The sequence below is a fragment of the Paucibacter sp. TC2R-5 genome, from assembly GCF_025717605.1.
Lineage (GTDB): Bacteria > Pseudomonadota > Gammaproteobacteria > Burkholderiales > Burkholderiaceae_C > Paucibacter_A > Paucibacter_A albus.
In genome coordinates, this window is the sequence record NZ_JAJIRQ010000002.1 from 171,275 (window position 1) to 185,590 (window position 14,316).

At 63.0% G+C, this 14,316-nt stretch carries 14 protein-coding genes; 9 read left to right on the forward strand and 5 right to left on the reverse strand.

What is annotated here, in order from left to right; genetic code table 11:
• Window positions 1-408 precede the first annotated feature (408 nt).
• Window positions 409-1,200 carry a substrate-binding periplasmic protein gene (locus LNV08_RS04410; protein WP_263532455.1) on the forward strand — a complete coding sequence of 264 codons (792 nt, stop codon included), beginning with the start codon at window positions 409-411 and terminating at the stop codon, window positions 1,198-1,200.
• Between the two features lie 232 nt (window positions 1,201-1,432).
• A complete protein-coding gene (locus LNV08_RS04415) occupies window positions 1,433-2,209 on the forward strand; it encodes a substrate-binding periplasmic protein (protein ID WP_263532456.1) in 777 nt (258 codons plus the stop codon).
• A gap of 101 nt (window positions 2,210-2,310) precedes the next feature.
• Here the strand turns inward: LNV08_RS04415 and LNV08_RS04420 are convergent, their stop codons facing one another.
• Entirely contained in the window at window positions 2,311-2,511 is a 201-nt protein-coding gene (locus LNV08_RS04420) for a hypothetical protein (protein ID WP_263532457.1), read from the reverse strand.
• Here LNV08_RS04420 and LNV08_RS04425 point away from each other — a divergent pair, their 5' ends adjacent.
• The 4 genes from LNV08_RS04425 (at window position 2,512) to LNV08_RS04440 (ending at window position 7,842) form a co-directional block, all read left to right on the forward strand.
• Window positions 2,512-2,820: a GNAT family N-acetyltransferase gene (locus LNV08_RS04425; RefSeq protein WP_263532458.1), complete on the forward strand. Its 309-nt coding sequence runs from the start codon at window positions 2,512-2,514 to the stop codon at window positions 2,818-2,820.
• A 73-nt stretch (window positions 2,821-2,893) separates the two neighbouring features.
• Window positions 2,894-3,424: a nuclear transport factor 2 family protein gene (locus LNV08_RS04430; protein ID WP_263532459.1), complete on the forward strand. Its 531-nt coding sequence runs from the start codon at window positions 2,894-2,896 to the stop codon at window positions 3,422-3,424.
• Between the two features lie 300 nt (window positions 3,425-3,724).
• Window positions 3,725-5,464, forward strand: a complete 1,740-nt coding sequence (locus LNV08_RS04435; protein WP_263532460.1) for an MFS transporter — start codon at window positions 3,725-3,727, stop codon at window positions 5,462-5,464.
• The gene (locus LNV08_RS04440) at window positions 5,461-7,842 is read left to right on the forward strand and encodes a penicillin acylase family protein (protein ID WP_263532461.1); all 2,382 of its coding nucleotides are present in this window, start codon (window positions 5,461-5,463) and stop codon (window positions 7,840-7,842) included. The genes LNV08_RS04435 and LNV08_RS04440 overlap by 4 nt, the downstream gene beginning before the upstream one ends.
• A 30-nt stretch (window positions 7,843-7,872) precedes the next feature.
• Here LNV08_RS04440 and LNV08_RS04445 read toward each other — a convergent pair whose 3' ends face one another.
• Window positions 7,873-8,328, reverse strand: coding sequence for a heavy metal-responsive transcriptional regulator (locus tag LNV08_RS04445; RefSeq protein WP_263532462.1), 456 nt, complete (start codon window positions 8,326-8,328; stop codon window positions 7,873-7,875).
• 100 nt (window positions 8,329-8,428) lie between these two features.
• Between LNV08_RS04445 and LNV08_RS04450 the strand changes: the two genes are divergently transcribed.
• The gene (locus tag LNV08_RS04450) at window positions 8,429-9,349 is read left to right on the forward strand and encodes an MBL fold metallo-hydrolase (RefSeq protein WP_263532463.1); all 921 of its coding nucleotides are present in this window, start codon (window positions 8,429-8,431) and stop codon (window positions 9,347-9,349) included.
• A 58-nt stretch (window positions 9,350-9,407) separates the two neighbouring features.
• Window positions 9,408-10,235, forward strand: coding sequence for a cytochrome c (locus LNV08_RS04455; protein WP_263532464.1), 828 nt, complete (start codon window positions 9,408-9,410; stop codon window positions 10,233-10,235).
• A 19-nt stretch (window positions 10,236-10,254) separates the two neighbouring features.
• Here the strand turns inward: LNV08_RS04455 and LNV08_RS04460 are convergent, their stop codons facing one another.
• Window positions 10,255-10,599 (reverse strand): DMT family transporter, encoded by a 345-nt coding sequence (locus tag LNV08_RS04460; protein WP_263532465.1) that lies wholly within the window; start codon window positions 10,597-10,599, stop codon window positions 10,255-10,257.
• 172 nt (window positions 10,600-10,771) lie between these two features.
• On the opposite strand from LNV08_RS04460, the gene LNV08_RS04465 reads away from it, so the two are divergent.
• Window positions 10,772-11,215: a GNAT family N-acetyltransferase gene (locus LNV08_RS04465; protein WP_263532466.1), complete on the forward strand. Its 444-nt coding sequence runs from the start codon at window positions 10,772-10,774 to the stop codon at window positions 11,213-11,215.
• On the opposite strand, the gene LNV08_RS04470 is transcribed toward LNV08_RS04465, so the two are convergent.
• Together LNV08_RS04470 and LNV08_RS04475 are read right to left on the reverse strand one after the other, a co-directional pair.
• The gene (locus LNV08_RS04470; protein ID WP_263532467.1) at window positions 11,200-11,850 is read right to left on the reverse strand and encodes a glutathione S-transferase family protein; all 651 of its coding nucleotides are present in this window, start codon (window positions 11,848-11,850) and stop codon (window positions 11,200-11,202) included. The genes LNV08_RS04465 and LNV08_RS04470 overlap by 16 nt on opposite strands.
• Window positions 11,851-11,899: 49 nt before the next feature.
• Complete coding sequence (locus LNV08_RS04475; RefSeq protein ID WP_263532468.1) at window positions 11,900-14,281, reverse strand: autotransporter outer membrane beta-barrel domain-containing protein; 2,382 nt, start codon at window positions 14,279-14,281, stop codon at window positions 11,900-11,902.
• Window positions 14,282-14,316: the final 35 nt, after the last annotated feature.

Consider the following 14,316-nt stretch of genomic DNA (forward strand, 5'->3'; position numbering starts at 1 on the left):
ACCCTAGAACGGGTACCCCATCCGGAATTCCCATTGGCAAGACCAGCTTATCACTTGGCTGAGGCGCTTGGCCTCAGACTTGGCTCAGATATGCGCCTGTGCCTTGCGGACCTCAGGGCCATCGGTGATCAATGCGATCAGATTCATTTCAAGCCGTCATTGCCCTCAGTCAGTGCCCTCAAAATGTCCCGGCCTTCACCAGGCCGACAGTTTGAACAAGCGCCGCATAGCTGACTCTCGGTTCGCCAACCGTTTTGGTCAACGGCGGCTTACTGCCAGAAGTCTCAACCAGGTGGAGGATTCCTTGCCAAGGGGATTTTTTGGATGGACCAACGGTACCAAGCGGGCATACTTGCTGTGCGGCGGTTGAATTTCCTATCCATAAGACCGCCTGAGGAGATTCCCACAATGCGATCCGCATGGACTGCCCTGCTGCTTTGCTTGCCTGGTTTGTGCATCGCGGCTTGCTCGCGCACGATTGTGGTGCCGGTGACCACCGTCGGGTTGAGTGTGACCATCGATGCCGGCAAGGTGGGCGGCGCTTACCCAAGCTTGCTGCGTGAGTTGGGACTTGCAAATGGCTGCCACTTTGACTTCCAGCCTGTGCCCCGCGCGCGCCTGGAGTTGATGTTCGAGACAGGCCAGGCCGACCTGATCGTGCCCGCCACCCGTTCTGACCGGCGCGACTTGCAGGGGGAGTTCGTCCCGCTGATTCAAAGCCGCGCCGCCGCGATTTCGCGTGCAAGCGAGCGGCTTGCTGTGCGTTCCCTGGACGACATTCTTCAGCGCAAGGAGTTGCGCGTCGCAGTGGTGCGCGGCTTTGACTTTGGCGCCGAATACCGCCGTTTTGTCGAGGCGATCAGGGCACAGGGCCGACTGCAGCAGGAGGCCGACCTCGCCAGCCTGGTGCGCGTACTTCAGGAAGGGCATGCCGATCTGACCGTGCTCAACACCACCAACCTGTATGGCCTGCAAGCCAGCGGCGCAAAGCCACTGCCCGCGCAGTGGCGCGTCGAGCCCTTGAATGAGATGCCTTGGGGCGAAGCCGGCTTCTATATCTCGAACAAGTCACTCGCCCCCGCCGACCGCCAACACCTGCGCCAAATGCTTCAAGAAGCCGCACGCAGCGGCGCGGTGTGGAAGGCGCTGAGCCAGGTCTACCCGGCGGCCACCCTGGAAGCGGGAATGAAGCCGCTGTGAAGACTCGGTCCGACCTGCGCGCCGTCGCTTGGGCGTTTGAGTGGCTTGGCCCAGCTACTCGGGCCCCATCGACGTGCCGGTGGCCAACAGTGGCTTGATCGTCAGCTTGAGCCAAGATCAATAGTGTTCTTGGAATCAGTCCGTGAACCTCCGGCCAACCGCTCCCCAAAGAGCAACCAGGACTCAGGTTTGCTTGACTGTCGAGCCACTGCGCTCGAGAATTCCTGCCACGATGTTGTCATCCAATGAAGGTTCTTTGCTTCTCGCAAAAGCGAGAATTTTCATCGCTGCAATTGCCGCATCGGTCTGCTTCAATGTGTGCGCGCAAGAAAAGACCATTCGCTTGGCAATGATGGAGGAGGTGCGGACCATTACAGATAAGCCCCTGGCGACATTGCGTAAGGTTTACGCAAATTTAGGCTATGAACTCGTCGTGGTTCCAATGCCATTCGCCCGCTCGATGATGGCTGCAAACAATGGCGATTTTGATGGCGAAGTTGCCCGGCTTCCATATATTGAAGAATCTGCGAAGAACCTCCTTCGGGTTCCTGTCGCCGTAAATGTGACCGAATATGTTCCCTATATTTTGCAGGGGACATCCACCGATCTTTCAAGCTGGGACAAGATTAACGCATCGGGCTTATCGATTGGGGCACGTCGCGGCGCCCAGTTAACCGAGAGTTCTGTTCGCCAAGACCGATTGAGGTTGGTTAACTCCTACGATTCGCTCTTGGCGATGCTGTTGCTTCATCGAATTGATGTAGCCATCGCGCCCAAAGGGCAGTTGGAGGAATACTACTTAAATGTCCACGAAAGCAATAAGCCCGACATATCAAAAATTCAGGTGCTGCCAGTGTTTGCCTCGATGCCCGTCTACCATTATCTGCATAAGAAAAATGCCGCCTTAGTGCCCATGGTTGAAAGGGAAATTAAACGCATTAATTCAGGACAGAGTGAGCTAGTCGAAGGCTCGAAAGTCCAGAAGACTCAGTCGTCAAAAACTCAATAATCCCTCGGCAGCCACCATAGGCGAACAAACTTCGGAACTGTGCGAACCCTCAACCCTGGCAAATCCACGAAGGAGCACATTAGGCGCTGGAGTTCAGGCACTTAACAGGCTGCTGAAACACCAATCCGGAGCACCTTGAGGGTGAATCTTTTGAGGGTCAGGTCTTGAGTCTGCAGGCCGAATCGCTCCCTGCGACTCCATTTTTTTTCTAGCAAGTGAATTTCCGGTACGGGCACGGAACTGCCGCCGGGATTGAAGCAGGTGAGGCGCTCCGCGCCCTTACCGATCGGCAAGATGTTCATATGCTCGTCTACGAGCTTGGGCAAACTCTTATTGGAACTTGCATGCTTGCGATCATTCCCAATCTTGCATGCGGCGCCAAACCCTTTGGAGCCATTGAACATGTATTCACCCTTGCTGCTCATCGCGGCCATGGGTATGGGCGCCTTGTTCTCGAACACGCGCTCGACCTCGCTTGGTCCGCACATTGCTGCAAGGTGCATCTCTTATCCGGCACGCAGCGAACCGAAGCCCACCGGCTCTACGAGTCCGTGGGCTTCGTGGGCAATGTTGAAAGAGGATTCGTGGTCAAACCAAAGGGCACTGCCTAACTCAAAACTCAAGCGGCACAGCGCCGCATAGGCACATACCTCAAGCCTACGCCCTGGCATCAAAAGGAGCACTATGCGCACGCACACCAGCCCAAACACACCGCACCGCGATCGCGCCGGCGACTCGAACTTCCGCGGGCGCCAATGCCTTGTTGCCGCAGTCCTGGCGGCATCCGCGCCAGTCTGTTTCGCGCAAGATGACGTGCGCAGCGGGCCGCTTTACGACGGGCTGGCACGCATGGACAGTGCGCTCTTCGAGGCCGCGTTCATTAGCTGCGACGCAGCCAAGTTCAAAGCAATCTTCACCGAAGACGCGGAGTTCTATCACGACCGTACTGGTGCCAGCTTTGGCAACGAGGTTCGCACCCTGAAATCCTGCCCTCGTGACAATGGTGTGACCCGAACTCTGGTGCCCGGTAGTCTGGAGGTCTACCCGATGCAAGGCTACGGCGCCCTACAGATCGGACGACACATATTCGCAAAGGCGGGTGAGCCCGGATCTGAAGTCGCGCAGTTCGTGCATCTATGGAAACGCGAGGGAGACACCTGGAAGCTGGCCAGAGTGCTGAGTTTTGATCACCGCCCTTCAGCTCAACAGAAGTAGTTGCTCAAAATATCAACTGCGTGGACGCCAATCTTGCAGCTGAAATGTCCGCCCTGCGTTGCCCATTACCGGCATCAGCCCTGCATCGAATTTCAGCCCCCCCCCGGGGACAGCACAAGCTCACAACGCTCAGCCTTCGCGCACAGCTCGTCTGGCCCGAAAAGCTCACGGAACGATTGGAGAAATGGCCGCTCCCCCGAGTTGGCGCCCTGACCGGGTAAACCGCCTTTGTGTTTCAGGCTCGCACCCGATAATCCGCCCACAATGATTGCCAGGGGCGCCGATCAGCGCCGATCAAGAATGAGACTCCCCAATCTGCTGGGCAGCAAGAACGGCCGTCTATCGGCCTTTTTCTTTTTGTATATGACCGAGGGCATACCGCTCGGTTTCGCCGCTACGGCGGTGGCCACCCAGCTGCGACGCATGGGCGTGGGGCCGGCCGAGATTGGCGCTTTTGTGGCGGCGTTTTACCTGCCATGGGCTTTCAAATGGGCGTTCGGCCCGCTGATCGACGTGTTCCGCTCCAAGCGCTTCGGCCACCGCCGCGCCTGGATCATCGGCACACAGCTGATGATGGCGGCTACCTTGGCCGTGCTGATCTTCCTCAAGCTGCCCGAGCAGCTACCGCTGTTCACCTTGATTTTGCTGGTGCACAACACCTTCGCGGCGATGCAGGACGTGGCGATCGACTCGCTGGCCTGCAATGTGCTGCAAGAAGACGAGCGCGGCTTGGCCAATGGCCTGATGTTTGGCGGCGCGGCCATTGGCCAGGCGGTCGGTGGCAGCGGGGTGCTGTTCCTGATGTCTTATATCGGCTTTCAGTCCAGCTTCATCTTCGTCGCCCTGTGCATTCTGGCCGTGACGGGCCTGGTGGTGCTGCCGATGAAAGAAGCCTTGGTGCTGGCCACGGCTGAGACGGCCGCCAAGGCCGGCTCGGGCCTGCGCCACGCCGCCGGCGAGATGCGTGACTTCGCGATGGCCGCCTTCCGCTCCTTCCTGGGCACCAAGGGCGCATTTGCCGGCGTGTTCTACGCCTTGCTGCCAGCGGGTGCCATGTCTTTGAGCCTGGCGCTGCAATCGAATCTGTCGGTCGAGTTGGGCCTGGACGATGACCAGGTTGCCTGGCTGCAACTGTTCTCCACCGTCGCCAGCGCCGTCGCCATGGTGATAGGCGGCGTGCTGTCCGACCACCTGGGCCGCCGGCGCGTGCTGACCGTGTGCACCCTGCTGACGAGTTTGCCGGTGCTGTATCTGATGTGGGTGCTGCAAAAGCATGGCTATGTGATGCCGCGCGAAACGGGCAGTGCCAGCGCGCTGGCGGCGGTGCCGCCAGCCTTGGTGTCCGCGCTCTGGGCCTCCACCATCGCCTTCAATATCTTCATGGGCCTGGGCTATGGCGTGCGCACGGCCTTGTTCATGGACGTGACCAACCCACGCGTGGCCGCCACCCAGTTCACCGCCTATATGGCGCTGAGCAATCTGGCGATCGCCTATACCGCCACCTGGCAAGGCCTGGCCATTGAGGCCTGGGGTTATCCGATCACCCTGGCAGCGGATGCGGTTTTGGGTCTGGGCAGCCTGGCCTTGATGCCGCTGATGAAAAAGGCCAAGTCCGAAGCCGAGCAGCGGGGCGACGCCCATGCCGCCAAGCGCGCCGGCCGCTGCGCTTTTGGCCTGAGCCTGCTGTGCCTGAGCTGGCTGCCGTTCTGGCTCTTCCGAGCCGAGACCGGCTCGGCCGAGGCAATCTTCAACACCTTCTTCACGTTGGTGTTCGTGGTGGCGGCGTTGTTCATGCTGGCCGGGCGCGAAGTGCTGGGCGCAGAAGCGAGCAATTCCTTGCGCCGCGCCTGCGTCTGGCTGGCGCCGCTGCTGCTGGCCCTGTATTTGCGCCGCTATCTGGACGACTTGGCCACCGCCGCCCCTCCGCTGCTACTCAGCCTGGCCCAAGGCCTGATCTATGCCGTGCCCTTGGTCGCGGCGGCGCTGCTGATGCTGCTGGCGCGGCGAAACTGGGGCAGCTTGCTGGAGACAAGATCATGAAGAAATGGAGCCTGCGGATAGTCGCTGGCTTCTTGCTCGTCTTGCTAGGCGTCGCCGCCGCGCTGGCCTGGCATGTGCACAGCAAGCAGCCGCAGCGCTCGGGCGAGCTGACCATCAGCGGCCTGCACGCCGCCGTCACCGTTCGTTATGACGAATTCGGCGTGCCGCATATCGAGGCGCAGAATGAAGTCGATCTGTACCGGGCACTCGGCTTCGTGCATGCCCAGGACCGCTTGTTCCAGATGGAAATGCTGCGCCGCCTCTCGCGCGGCGAGCTGGCCGCCATCCTTGGACCCAAACTGGTCGAAACCGATCGGCTGTTCCGCACATTAGGCATACGCGCGCATGCCGACGCCTATGCGGCGCGCGAATTCGCGCAGATCGACACGCCGGCCAAGCGCGCGCTGCTCGCCTACCTGGACGGCGTCAATCAGTTCCAAGACACTCGCCCGGCGCCGCTGGAGTTCGACATCCTCGACATCAAGAAGCGCCCCTTCACGCCGGCCGACACCGTCAGCATAGGCGGTTACCTCGCCTACAGCTTTGCGGCAGCCTTTCGCACCGAGCCGGCGCTGACGCTGATCCGCGACCAGCTCGGCGCCGGCCATCTGAAGATCTTCGATCAGCCCTGGCAGCCCGATGGCGTCTTGCGCCAACAGCTGCGCCCCGGCGACTGGCAAGACCTGGGCCGCTTGGCCCAACTCAGTCAAGACGCCTTGGCCGCCGCCGGCCAGCCGCTGTTCGAAGGCAGCAATGCATGGGCGGTAGCAGGCGCACGTACCGTCAGCGGTAGGCCATTGCTGGCAGGCGACCCGCATATCCAGTTCGCCACACCGGCGGTCTGGTATGAGGCGCACCTCAAATGCCCCGGCTTTGAGCTTTACGGCCACCACCAGGCGCTCAACCCTTTGGCGTTGCTGGGGCATAACGATAAATTCGCCTGGAGCCTGACCATGTTCCAGAACGATGATGTGGACCTGGTGGCCGAGAAGCTCAACCCGGCCAATCCGAACGAGGTCTGGCACAAGGATCGCTGGGAGGCGCTGCAGTCGCGCGAGGAGCTGATCGCGGTCAAGGGCGCCGAGCCGGTCAAGCTGACACTGCGCCGCTCCAGCCACGGCCCCATCATCAATGACGCGCTGGCCGGCGCCGTGGGCGAAACACCGATCGCGCTCTGGTGGGCTTTTCTGGAGACCGAAAACCCGGTGCTGGAAGCCTTCTACGCCTTGAACCGCGCCGACAGCCTGGACAAGGCGCGCGCCGCCTCAGCGCAAATCCATGCGCCCGGCCTGAACATCGTCTGGGCCAACGCCGGCGGCGACATCGCCTGGTGGGCGGCCGCCAAGCTGCCCATCCGCCCGGCCGGCGTCAACCCCAGCTTCATCCTGGACGGCGCCAGCAGCGAGGCCGACAAGCTCGGCTTTTTACCCTTTGCGCAAAACCCGCAGGAAGAAAACCCGGCGCGCGGTTATGTGGTCTCGGCCAATCATCAGCCGGCCGGCGCCCTGCAAGTACCGGGTTACTACAACCTCTGGGACCGCGCCGAGCGGCTTGACTCGCTGCTGCGTGACCCGTCGATCAAATGGGCGCCAGCCAATAGCAAGGCCTTGCAGCTCGATGTGCAGACCGGATACAGCCAGCGCGTGTTGAGGCCGCTTTTGCCGCTCTTGCGGCAAGTGCCGGAACAGGGCTTGGTCGAGGAGATGGCCGCCTGGGACGGCGCCTACAAGACCGAGCTGCGCGCGCCGGTGCTGTATCAGCAATTCCTGTTCGAGCTGGCAAGGCTGGCTTTGCAAGACGAGCTGGGCGAAAAAGTCTTCAATAATCTGCGCCTGACCCGCGCGCTCGACCATGCACTGCCGCGCCTGATGGCCGACCCCACTTCGCCCTGGTGGGACAAGCGCGACACACCGGCGGTGGAGACGCAGGCCGAGATCGTCGCCGAGGCCTGGGGCCTGAGCCTGAGCTACCTGCGCCAGACCTTGGGGGCTGATGCCAAGAGCTGGACCTGGGGCCGCGCCCACACCGTCACCCATGGCCACCCGCTGGGCCTGCAAAAGCCGCTGGACCGGGTCTTCAATGTCGGCCCCTTCGCGGCGGCCGGCAGCCATGAGACGCCCAACAATATGGCCGCCCGCATCGGCCCAGCGCCCTGGGCCGTGGTCTACGGCCCGTCGACGCGGCGCATCATTGATCTGGCCAAACCGGCCGAGTCGCTGGGTATCAACCCGGTCGGACAAAGCGGCGTCCGGGGCGACCGGCACTACGCCGATCAAGCGCAGATGCACGCGCTTGGCCGGTACCGCGCACAGCATTTGGCCGAGGCGGATGTGGCTGCGCACACGCGCAGCACGCTGAGCTTGCAGCCGGCGCGCTGAGTTGCCATTCACCGAGGGTTTGAAGGGACGCTAAGCTTTTTGAGAGCGCGGCGGCCGAAAGCTGCGCTTCAGCACCGCCGCACCTGCGCCGCTGCCGCTGTCGGGCGCGACGGCGTCGTCGGTCACCAGCACGCTCGCGGGCGCGCAGCGCAGCGAGGCAAAGGTGGCCGCCAACTCGCACTTCAATTGCTGCAGCTGCGCGATATGCGCGTCGATCTGCGCCATCTTGGTCTGCAACTGCTGCTCGATCTCGGGCCGACCGAATTTGCCCTGCGCCAACAGCGGCAGGATGGCGCGGATCTCCTGCAGCGAAAAGCCCAGCGCCTGCGCACCGCGTATGAAACGCAGCTGCTCCACCTGGGCCGGCGCATAGCTACGGTAGCCGTTCTCCAACCGCGCCGGCGCCGCCAGCAGGCCTTGCTTCTCGTAATAGCGCACGGTGTCGGCGGAGATGTCGCAGGCTTTGGCGAGTTGGCTGATGTTCATCTTGGCTGCGAAAAATGAGGGCGAGGGCTTGACCTTGGAGCATAGACCCATCTTTAAGCTTGGCGCTCATCTCCTTCAATAGCTCTCAGGCAGCCACCCCATGCGCATATTTCTCCTCCTCTTCTTGGCCTCGCTGATGTCCACCCTGCTGCTCGGCCCGGCCGGCGCAGTGCAGGGCCAGACAGCTCAGACCGCCCAGCTCCCTGAGATCGGCTTCGCCATCATCAAGACCTCGCGGGTCGCCGTGATGGAGGGGCTCTTGGTGCCGGGCGGCAGCTTTAGCAAACAGATCGACTCCAACTTCTCGGCTTTTTTGATCAAGCACCGGGACGAATACTTCTTGTTCGACACCGGCATGGGGCGGCAGATCGATGGCCAATACCGCGCGGACATGCCGCTGTGGTGGCGGCCGTTTTTCAAATACGAGGCCCCGGTGCTGCCGGCCCGGGAGCAACTGGACCGCGCCGGCATCCCGCCGCTGAGCCGGGTCATTCTCAGCCACAGCCATTGGGATCATGCGGGTGGCGTTTTGGACTTCCCCGAGGCAAAGATAGGCTTGGCGGCGGCCGAGATGGACTTGATCCGCCACCCGACACGCGGGCCTGGCGGCAGCTGGGCCTCGCAAATCGGCAGCGAATCCATCCGATGGGACTTGCTTGAATTCAAGCCGCAGCCTTATCGCGGCTATGCCCAAAGCCTGGACCTGTTTGGCGACGGCAGCGTCGTGCTGGTACCCATGCCCGGCCATACGCCGGGTTCAACGGGGATGTTCTTGACAGTGGACAGCGGGCAGGTCTATTTCTTCATCGGCGATGTGGCCTGGACGGTCGACGCGATCAAGGCCGGGGCGCCGAAGTTCTGGGCCGCCGGCGCACTGGTGGATGGGCACGCCGAGCAGACGCAAAGCGGCGTCGAGCAGCTGCGCGCCATGATGGGCAAAGACCCGGCGCTGGTGTTGCTGCCGGCGCATGACAGCGCCACGCAAGACCGGCTGGGCTATTTTCCGCATTGGGTGAAGTAGGCGAGCTACTGTGATTCAATCACATGCCCATCCAGTTTCTATTGCGGAGCCCGTCACCATGAGAACCCCCTACTTCTCACGATTGCAAGCGCTGCTGCTGGGCATGGCACTGTGTGGCGTGAGCGCCCTGGCCGAGCCGCTGCCGACACCCGCCGCCTTGCAAGAATTGCTGAAGGCGCCGCCGCAAGCCGTCAAGGTGATCGAGCCGCACCTGAGCATTCAAGGCGAGCCATCGGTGCAGCGCGCCTACCTGGGCTACCCGGCCGCGCAAGTATTGCGTCAATTGCTCGGTGTCGACTGGAACAAAGCGCCGGCCAGCGAGATCGAGTTCCGCGCGCTCGATGGCTTTGTGGCCCGCATCCCGGCCGAGCGCTTCGCCAAGTACCGCGCCTATCTGGTGTTCGGCTTGGCCGACGCCAAAGCGCCCTTCAGCGTGGACAACAAAGCGCAGGGCGAAAAAGACGTGCCGCTGGGCCCCTACTACCTGGTTTGGGACAATATCGCCGCACCCGAGTTACTGGCCGAGGGCGGCGCGCAGTGGCCTTATCAAGTCGCGCAAATCAGCCTTCGCCAAGCCAGCCCGGTGGTCTTCCTACCTGCGGGCATGAGCAGCGAGCAATGGGGAGAGCAAGCGGCGCTGGTGCAAAAATTCTGCCTCAGCTGCCATCAGATCAACGGTTTCGGCGGCGACAAGATGCCGCTCAATTTGGCCGTTCGTGCCAAGCTGCTGGATGAGCGCACCTGGCGCGTTTGGCTGCTGACCCCGCAGGCGTTCAAGCCGGGAACGAGCATGCCCGCGCTGCCCGACTCGATGGCGCCGGCCGAGCGCGAGGCGATTGCCGCCAAGCTGCACGCTTACTTGAAGGCACTGCCGGTGCTGCCCTGAGCACAGGGAGGATTTTGGCCTATTCGGCGCTGAGCAGCTTCAGGCCCAAGATGCCGACGACGATCAAGCTGATGCAGCCGATACGGGCCAGCGTCACGGGTTCCTTGAAAAGGAGCATGCCCAAGGCTGCCGCGCCGACCGCGCCTATGCCCGTCCAAACGGCATAGGCCGTGCCCACCGGCAGAGCCTTCAGTGCTAAGCCCAGCAACGAAAAGCTTGCCCAGGCGGCGCCAAAGGTGATGGCGGTGTAGAGATGACGGGTGAAGCCCTCCGAGGCTTTCATGCTGATGACCCAGACGATTTCAAGCAGGCCGGCGATGACGAGCAGTGCCCAGGCAGTGGGAGCTGAAATGGATGCAAACATGGGGATTAAGAGTGCCAGTCAGTGCTTTGCGGCAGAGGCGGAATGCCTATGCACTGCAGGCACTTTAGAGCGACTCGGCGCTCGTCAGTGCCCGCTTGCGACGAATGGCAAGCGAGCGTGACGACTGGCCTCGCATACGATGGCAAGCGCCTCTCCATTTGCCACCGTGCCCATGAATCGCATCAACATCAGCACCGACCAGGCGTTACTCGATCTGCCGCTGATTCATCGCTTCTTGAGCGAGCAATCCACTTGGGCGCTCGGCATCCCCTTCAGCACCGTGCAGCGCGCGATTGAGGCTTCGCTGTGTTTTGGCGCTTACCTGGACGGTGCGCAAATTGGCTTTGCCCGCGTCATCACCGACGGGGCAACTTTTGCCTATCTGGTCGATGTGTTTGTGCTGCCCGAGCATCGGGGCTGCGGCCATAGCAAACGCTTGATGGCGGCCGTGATGCAGCATCCCGAGCTGCAGGGCCTGCGCCGCTTTTTGCTGGCCACCAGCACCGCGCCGCAGCTCTACGCGCAATTCGGCTTCACGCCGGCAGGCAAGCCGCAGGCGTTTATGGAGCGCCTGGAGCCGGACATTTACAAACGCCTGCCTCAGACCCAGGGCTGAGGTAGCGCCTCGGTCGCCAACATGCGCTGCAGCGCCGGACGCGCCAGCATGCGCTGCAGATAGGCGCTGATAAGCGGGAAGTCACGCGCAGGCCGGCTGGCGAAACCACGCGTCCAGCGGCACAACATGAAGGCCATCGCGTCGGCCGCGCTGTAGTCCGCTCCCAGCAGCCAAGGCCCGCCATGTGAAGCCAGTTGCGCCTCGACCTGTGCCAGCAGTTCCACGACCCGCGCCTCGGCCGCCGCCTGCACTTCGGCCGCACCCTCGGTGTTGCCGGCCTTGACCCAGCGATCGGGGTAGAAGTAAGCAATCAGCGCCGGCTGCAGCGTGTTGGTCAGCCAGATCAACCATTTGTAGGCCTGCGCGCGCTCCGCTGTGCCCAAGGCAGGCAAGAGTCCAGCGGCCGGGTGCGTGTCAGCCAGATGCAAGAGGATGGCGGCTGTTTCGTACAGCACCATGTCGCCGTCCACCAGCACCGGGATCAGCCCGTTGGGATTGAGCTTGAGGTACTCGGCCGACTTGTGCCCATTGTTGGCGCGGTCAACCTGCTTGAGCTCGAAGGGCTGGCCGATTTCTTCCAGCACGATGTGCGGGGCCATGCTGGCGTTGCTGGGGAAGTAGTGGAGTTGGATCATGAGGGCAAGCTTCTCTGCTATTGACGGTTGAGATGAGGTTCAGATCAGATCAGAAGCCACGCGAGAGCATGACCCTGAACTCCCAGATATTGACGCCATTCTGACCCAGGCTGAGATAGCCGCCGCCTGCGTCCAACATGGTGTGTTGATCGGGTGCCACGCGCATGCCGGCGCGCAAGCTGCCGCGCCAGCTCTGCTTGTGACTACTGATGCTGGCGGCGATTTCACTCGCCCCGCTGCCAAACTGCTCTTGTGTGTCGCCGCCCGGCAGGTAAACATATTGCAGACCCAACTCGGCGTAGGGCATCACGCGGGTGCCGGCGCTGGTGATCGAGCTGTGATTGAGTTCGAGGGCGGCCTCCAGGGTGTGGTTGCGGCTGCTGTTCTCGCCCACCGGCAAGCTGACCGCGGTCCCCAGCACAAGCCCGTTCAAGCTATAGGCCAGACCGGTTCGCTCCGCGTACGACCAAGACAGGCGTGGCCGCAGCAGCACGCGCTCAAACTCGTACTGCCCGCGCGCGCTCACCATGGCCTGCTTGCGCCGGCCGCTTTGCTCGCCCTCCAGCCCCAAGAGCTGTGTGCGCCCACGGTCCTGTCCAAAGGACAGCGCCGCATCCATAGACCATTGCTCCGTCAGCCTCAAGCCCAAATAGGGCCCGATACCCCAGCCGGTGGCCGTGTTGACCCAGTCACGCTCGAACCCTTCGGCTCTGCTGCTGTCCATATTCAGCATCAAGCCCGCGACCCAACCGCCGCCGATGCGGCGATCAAGGCCGATGCTGAGCGCCTGAAGGCTGGAGGTGATGGGCGCCAAGCCCCGCAGGTCTTCGGTGTCGCTGACATAGCCGTCGACCCATATATTCCATGGGCTGCCTTCCAGCAAATCGCGGCCTCGAGTCTCGCCCAGGTTTGCCGGCGCGAGCAGCGCTTCGGGAGGGTCGAAGCAATCCACCGCCACGCTGCCCAGCGTCGCATCCAGACTCTGGCGCTGGCCATGGCAGGGAGGCAAGGCAGCGCGGGGCTGCGAGCCTTTACCGGGCATTTCTGGCATAACGCCGATCACCGGCGGGGCGGGTGGCAGCACGCCGATGGGAGGTTTCACGCCCATCGGCAGCTCGGGCATAACGCCAGTTACAGGCGGCGCGGGCGGCAGCACGCCGATCGGGGGCTTCACGCCCATCGGCAGCTCCGGCATCACGCCGGTCACCGGCGGGGCGGGCGGCAGCACGCCGATGGGAGGTTTCACGCCCATCGGCAGCTCGGGCATCACGCCAGTTACCGGCGGCGCGGGCGGCAGCACGCCGATCGGCGGCTTCACGCCCATCGGCAGCTCCGGCGTCACGCCGGTCACCGGCGGCGCGGGTGGCAGCACACCGATTGGCGGCTTCACACCCATCGGCAACTCCGGCATCACGCCGGTCACCGGCGGGGCGGGCGGCAACACACCGTTCGGCGGCTTCACACCCATTGGCAATTCCGGCATCACGCCTGTCACCGGCGGCGCAGGCGGCAGCACGCCGATCGGCGGCTTCACGCCCATCGGCAGCTCCGGCGTCACGCCGGTCACCGGCGGCGCGGGCGGCAGCACGCCGATCGGCGGCTTCACGCCCATCGGCAGCTCCGGCATCACGCCGGTCACCGGCGGGGCGGGCGGCAACACACCGATCGGCGGCTTCACACCCATTGGCAATTCCGGCATCACGCCTGTCACCGGCGGGGCAGGCGGCAGCACGCCGATCGGGGGCTTCACGCCCATCGGCAGCTCCGGCATCACGCCCGTCACCGGCGGCGCGGGCGGCAGCACACCGATCGGCGGCTTCACGCCCATCGGCAATTCCGGCATCACGCCAGTCACCGGCGGAGCTGGCGGCAACACACCGATCGGCGGCTTCACGCCCATTGGCAATTCCGGCATCACGCCTGTCACCGGCGGGGCGGGCGGCAGCACGCCGATCGGCGGCTTCACGCCCATTGGCAACTCAGGCATTACGCCGATCGGCGGAGGCTTCAAGGGGGGCAAGACCAGCGAAGGCAAGACAATCCCGTCTTTTTGATTTTGCGTGTCCAGCAGGCATTCCTTGTTGCCGGAGTTGGTGTAAAGCTTGTGGGTGCCGCCATTGCCGTTGGACACCACCAGCGACAGCGAGAGTCGCAAGCCAGGCCGATTCTTGCTCCAGGCATCCACCGCCTGATTGCCCTGCGCCGCCCGCAACTCGAACGAGGGGCCGGCGCTGGTCTTGGACAGCCAGACCGATCGACTGCCCTCGCTGTTGACGCCAACATAGCGCAGACGGCCATCACTGGAGCATTTGTCTCCGGCCCATGCCGTGCCAAGCACGCTCATTGCGGCGGCCGCGCTGATCAAGCGCAGGGACCAGCTCAGTTGAGGATGCTTGCCTAAGAGGCAGCGATTGGCGGCAGGTGCGTGCATACGAAAAGTACTCTTCATCGAGACTCACTTTATCG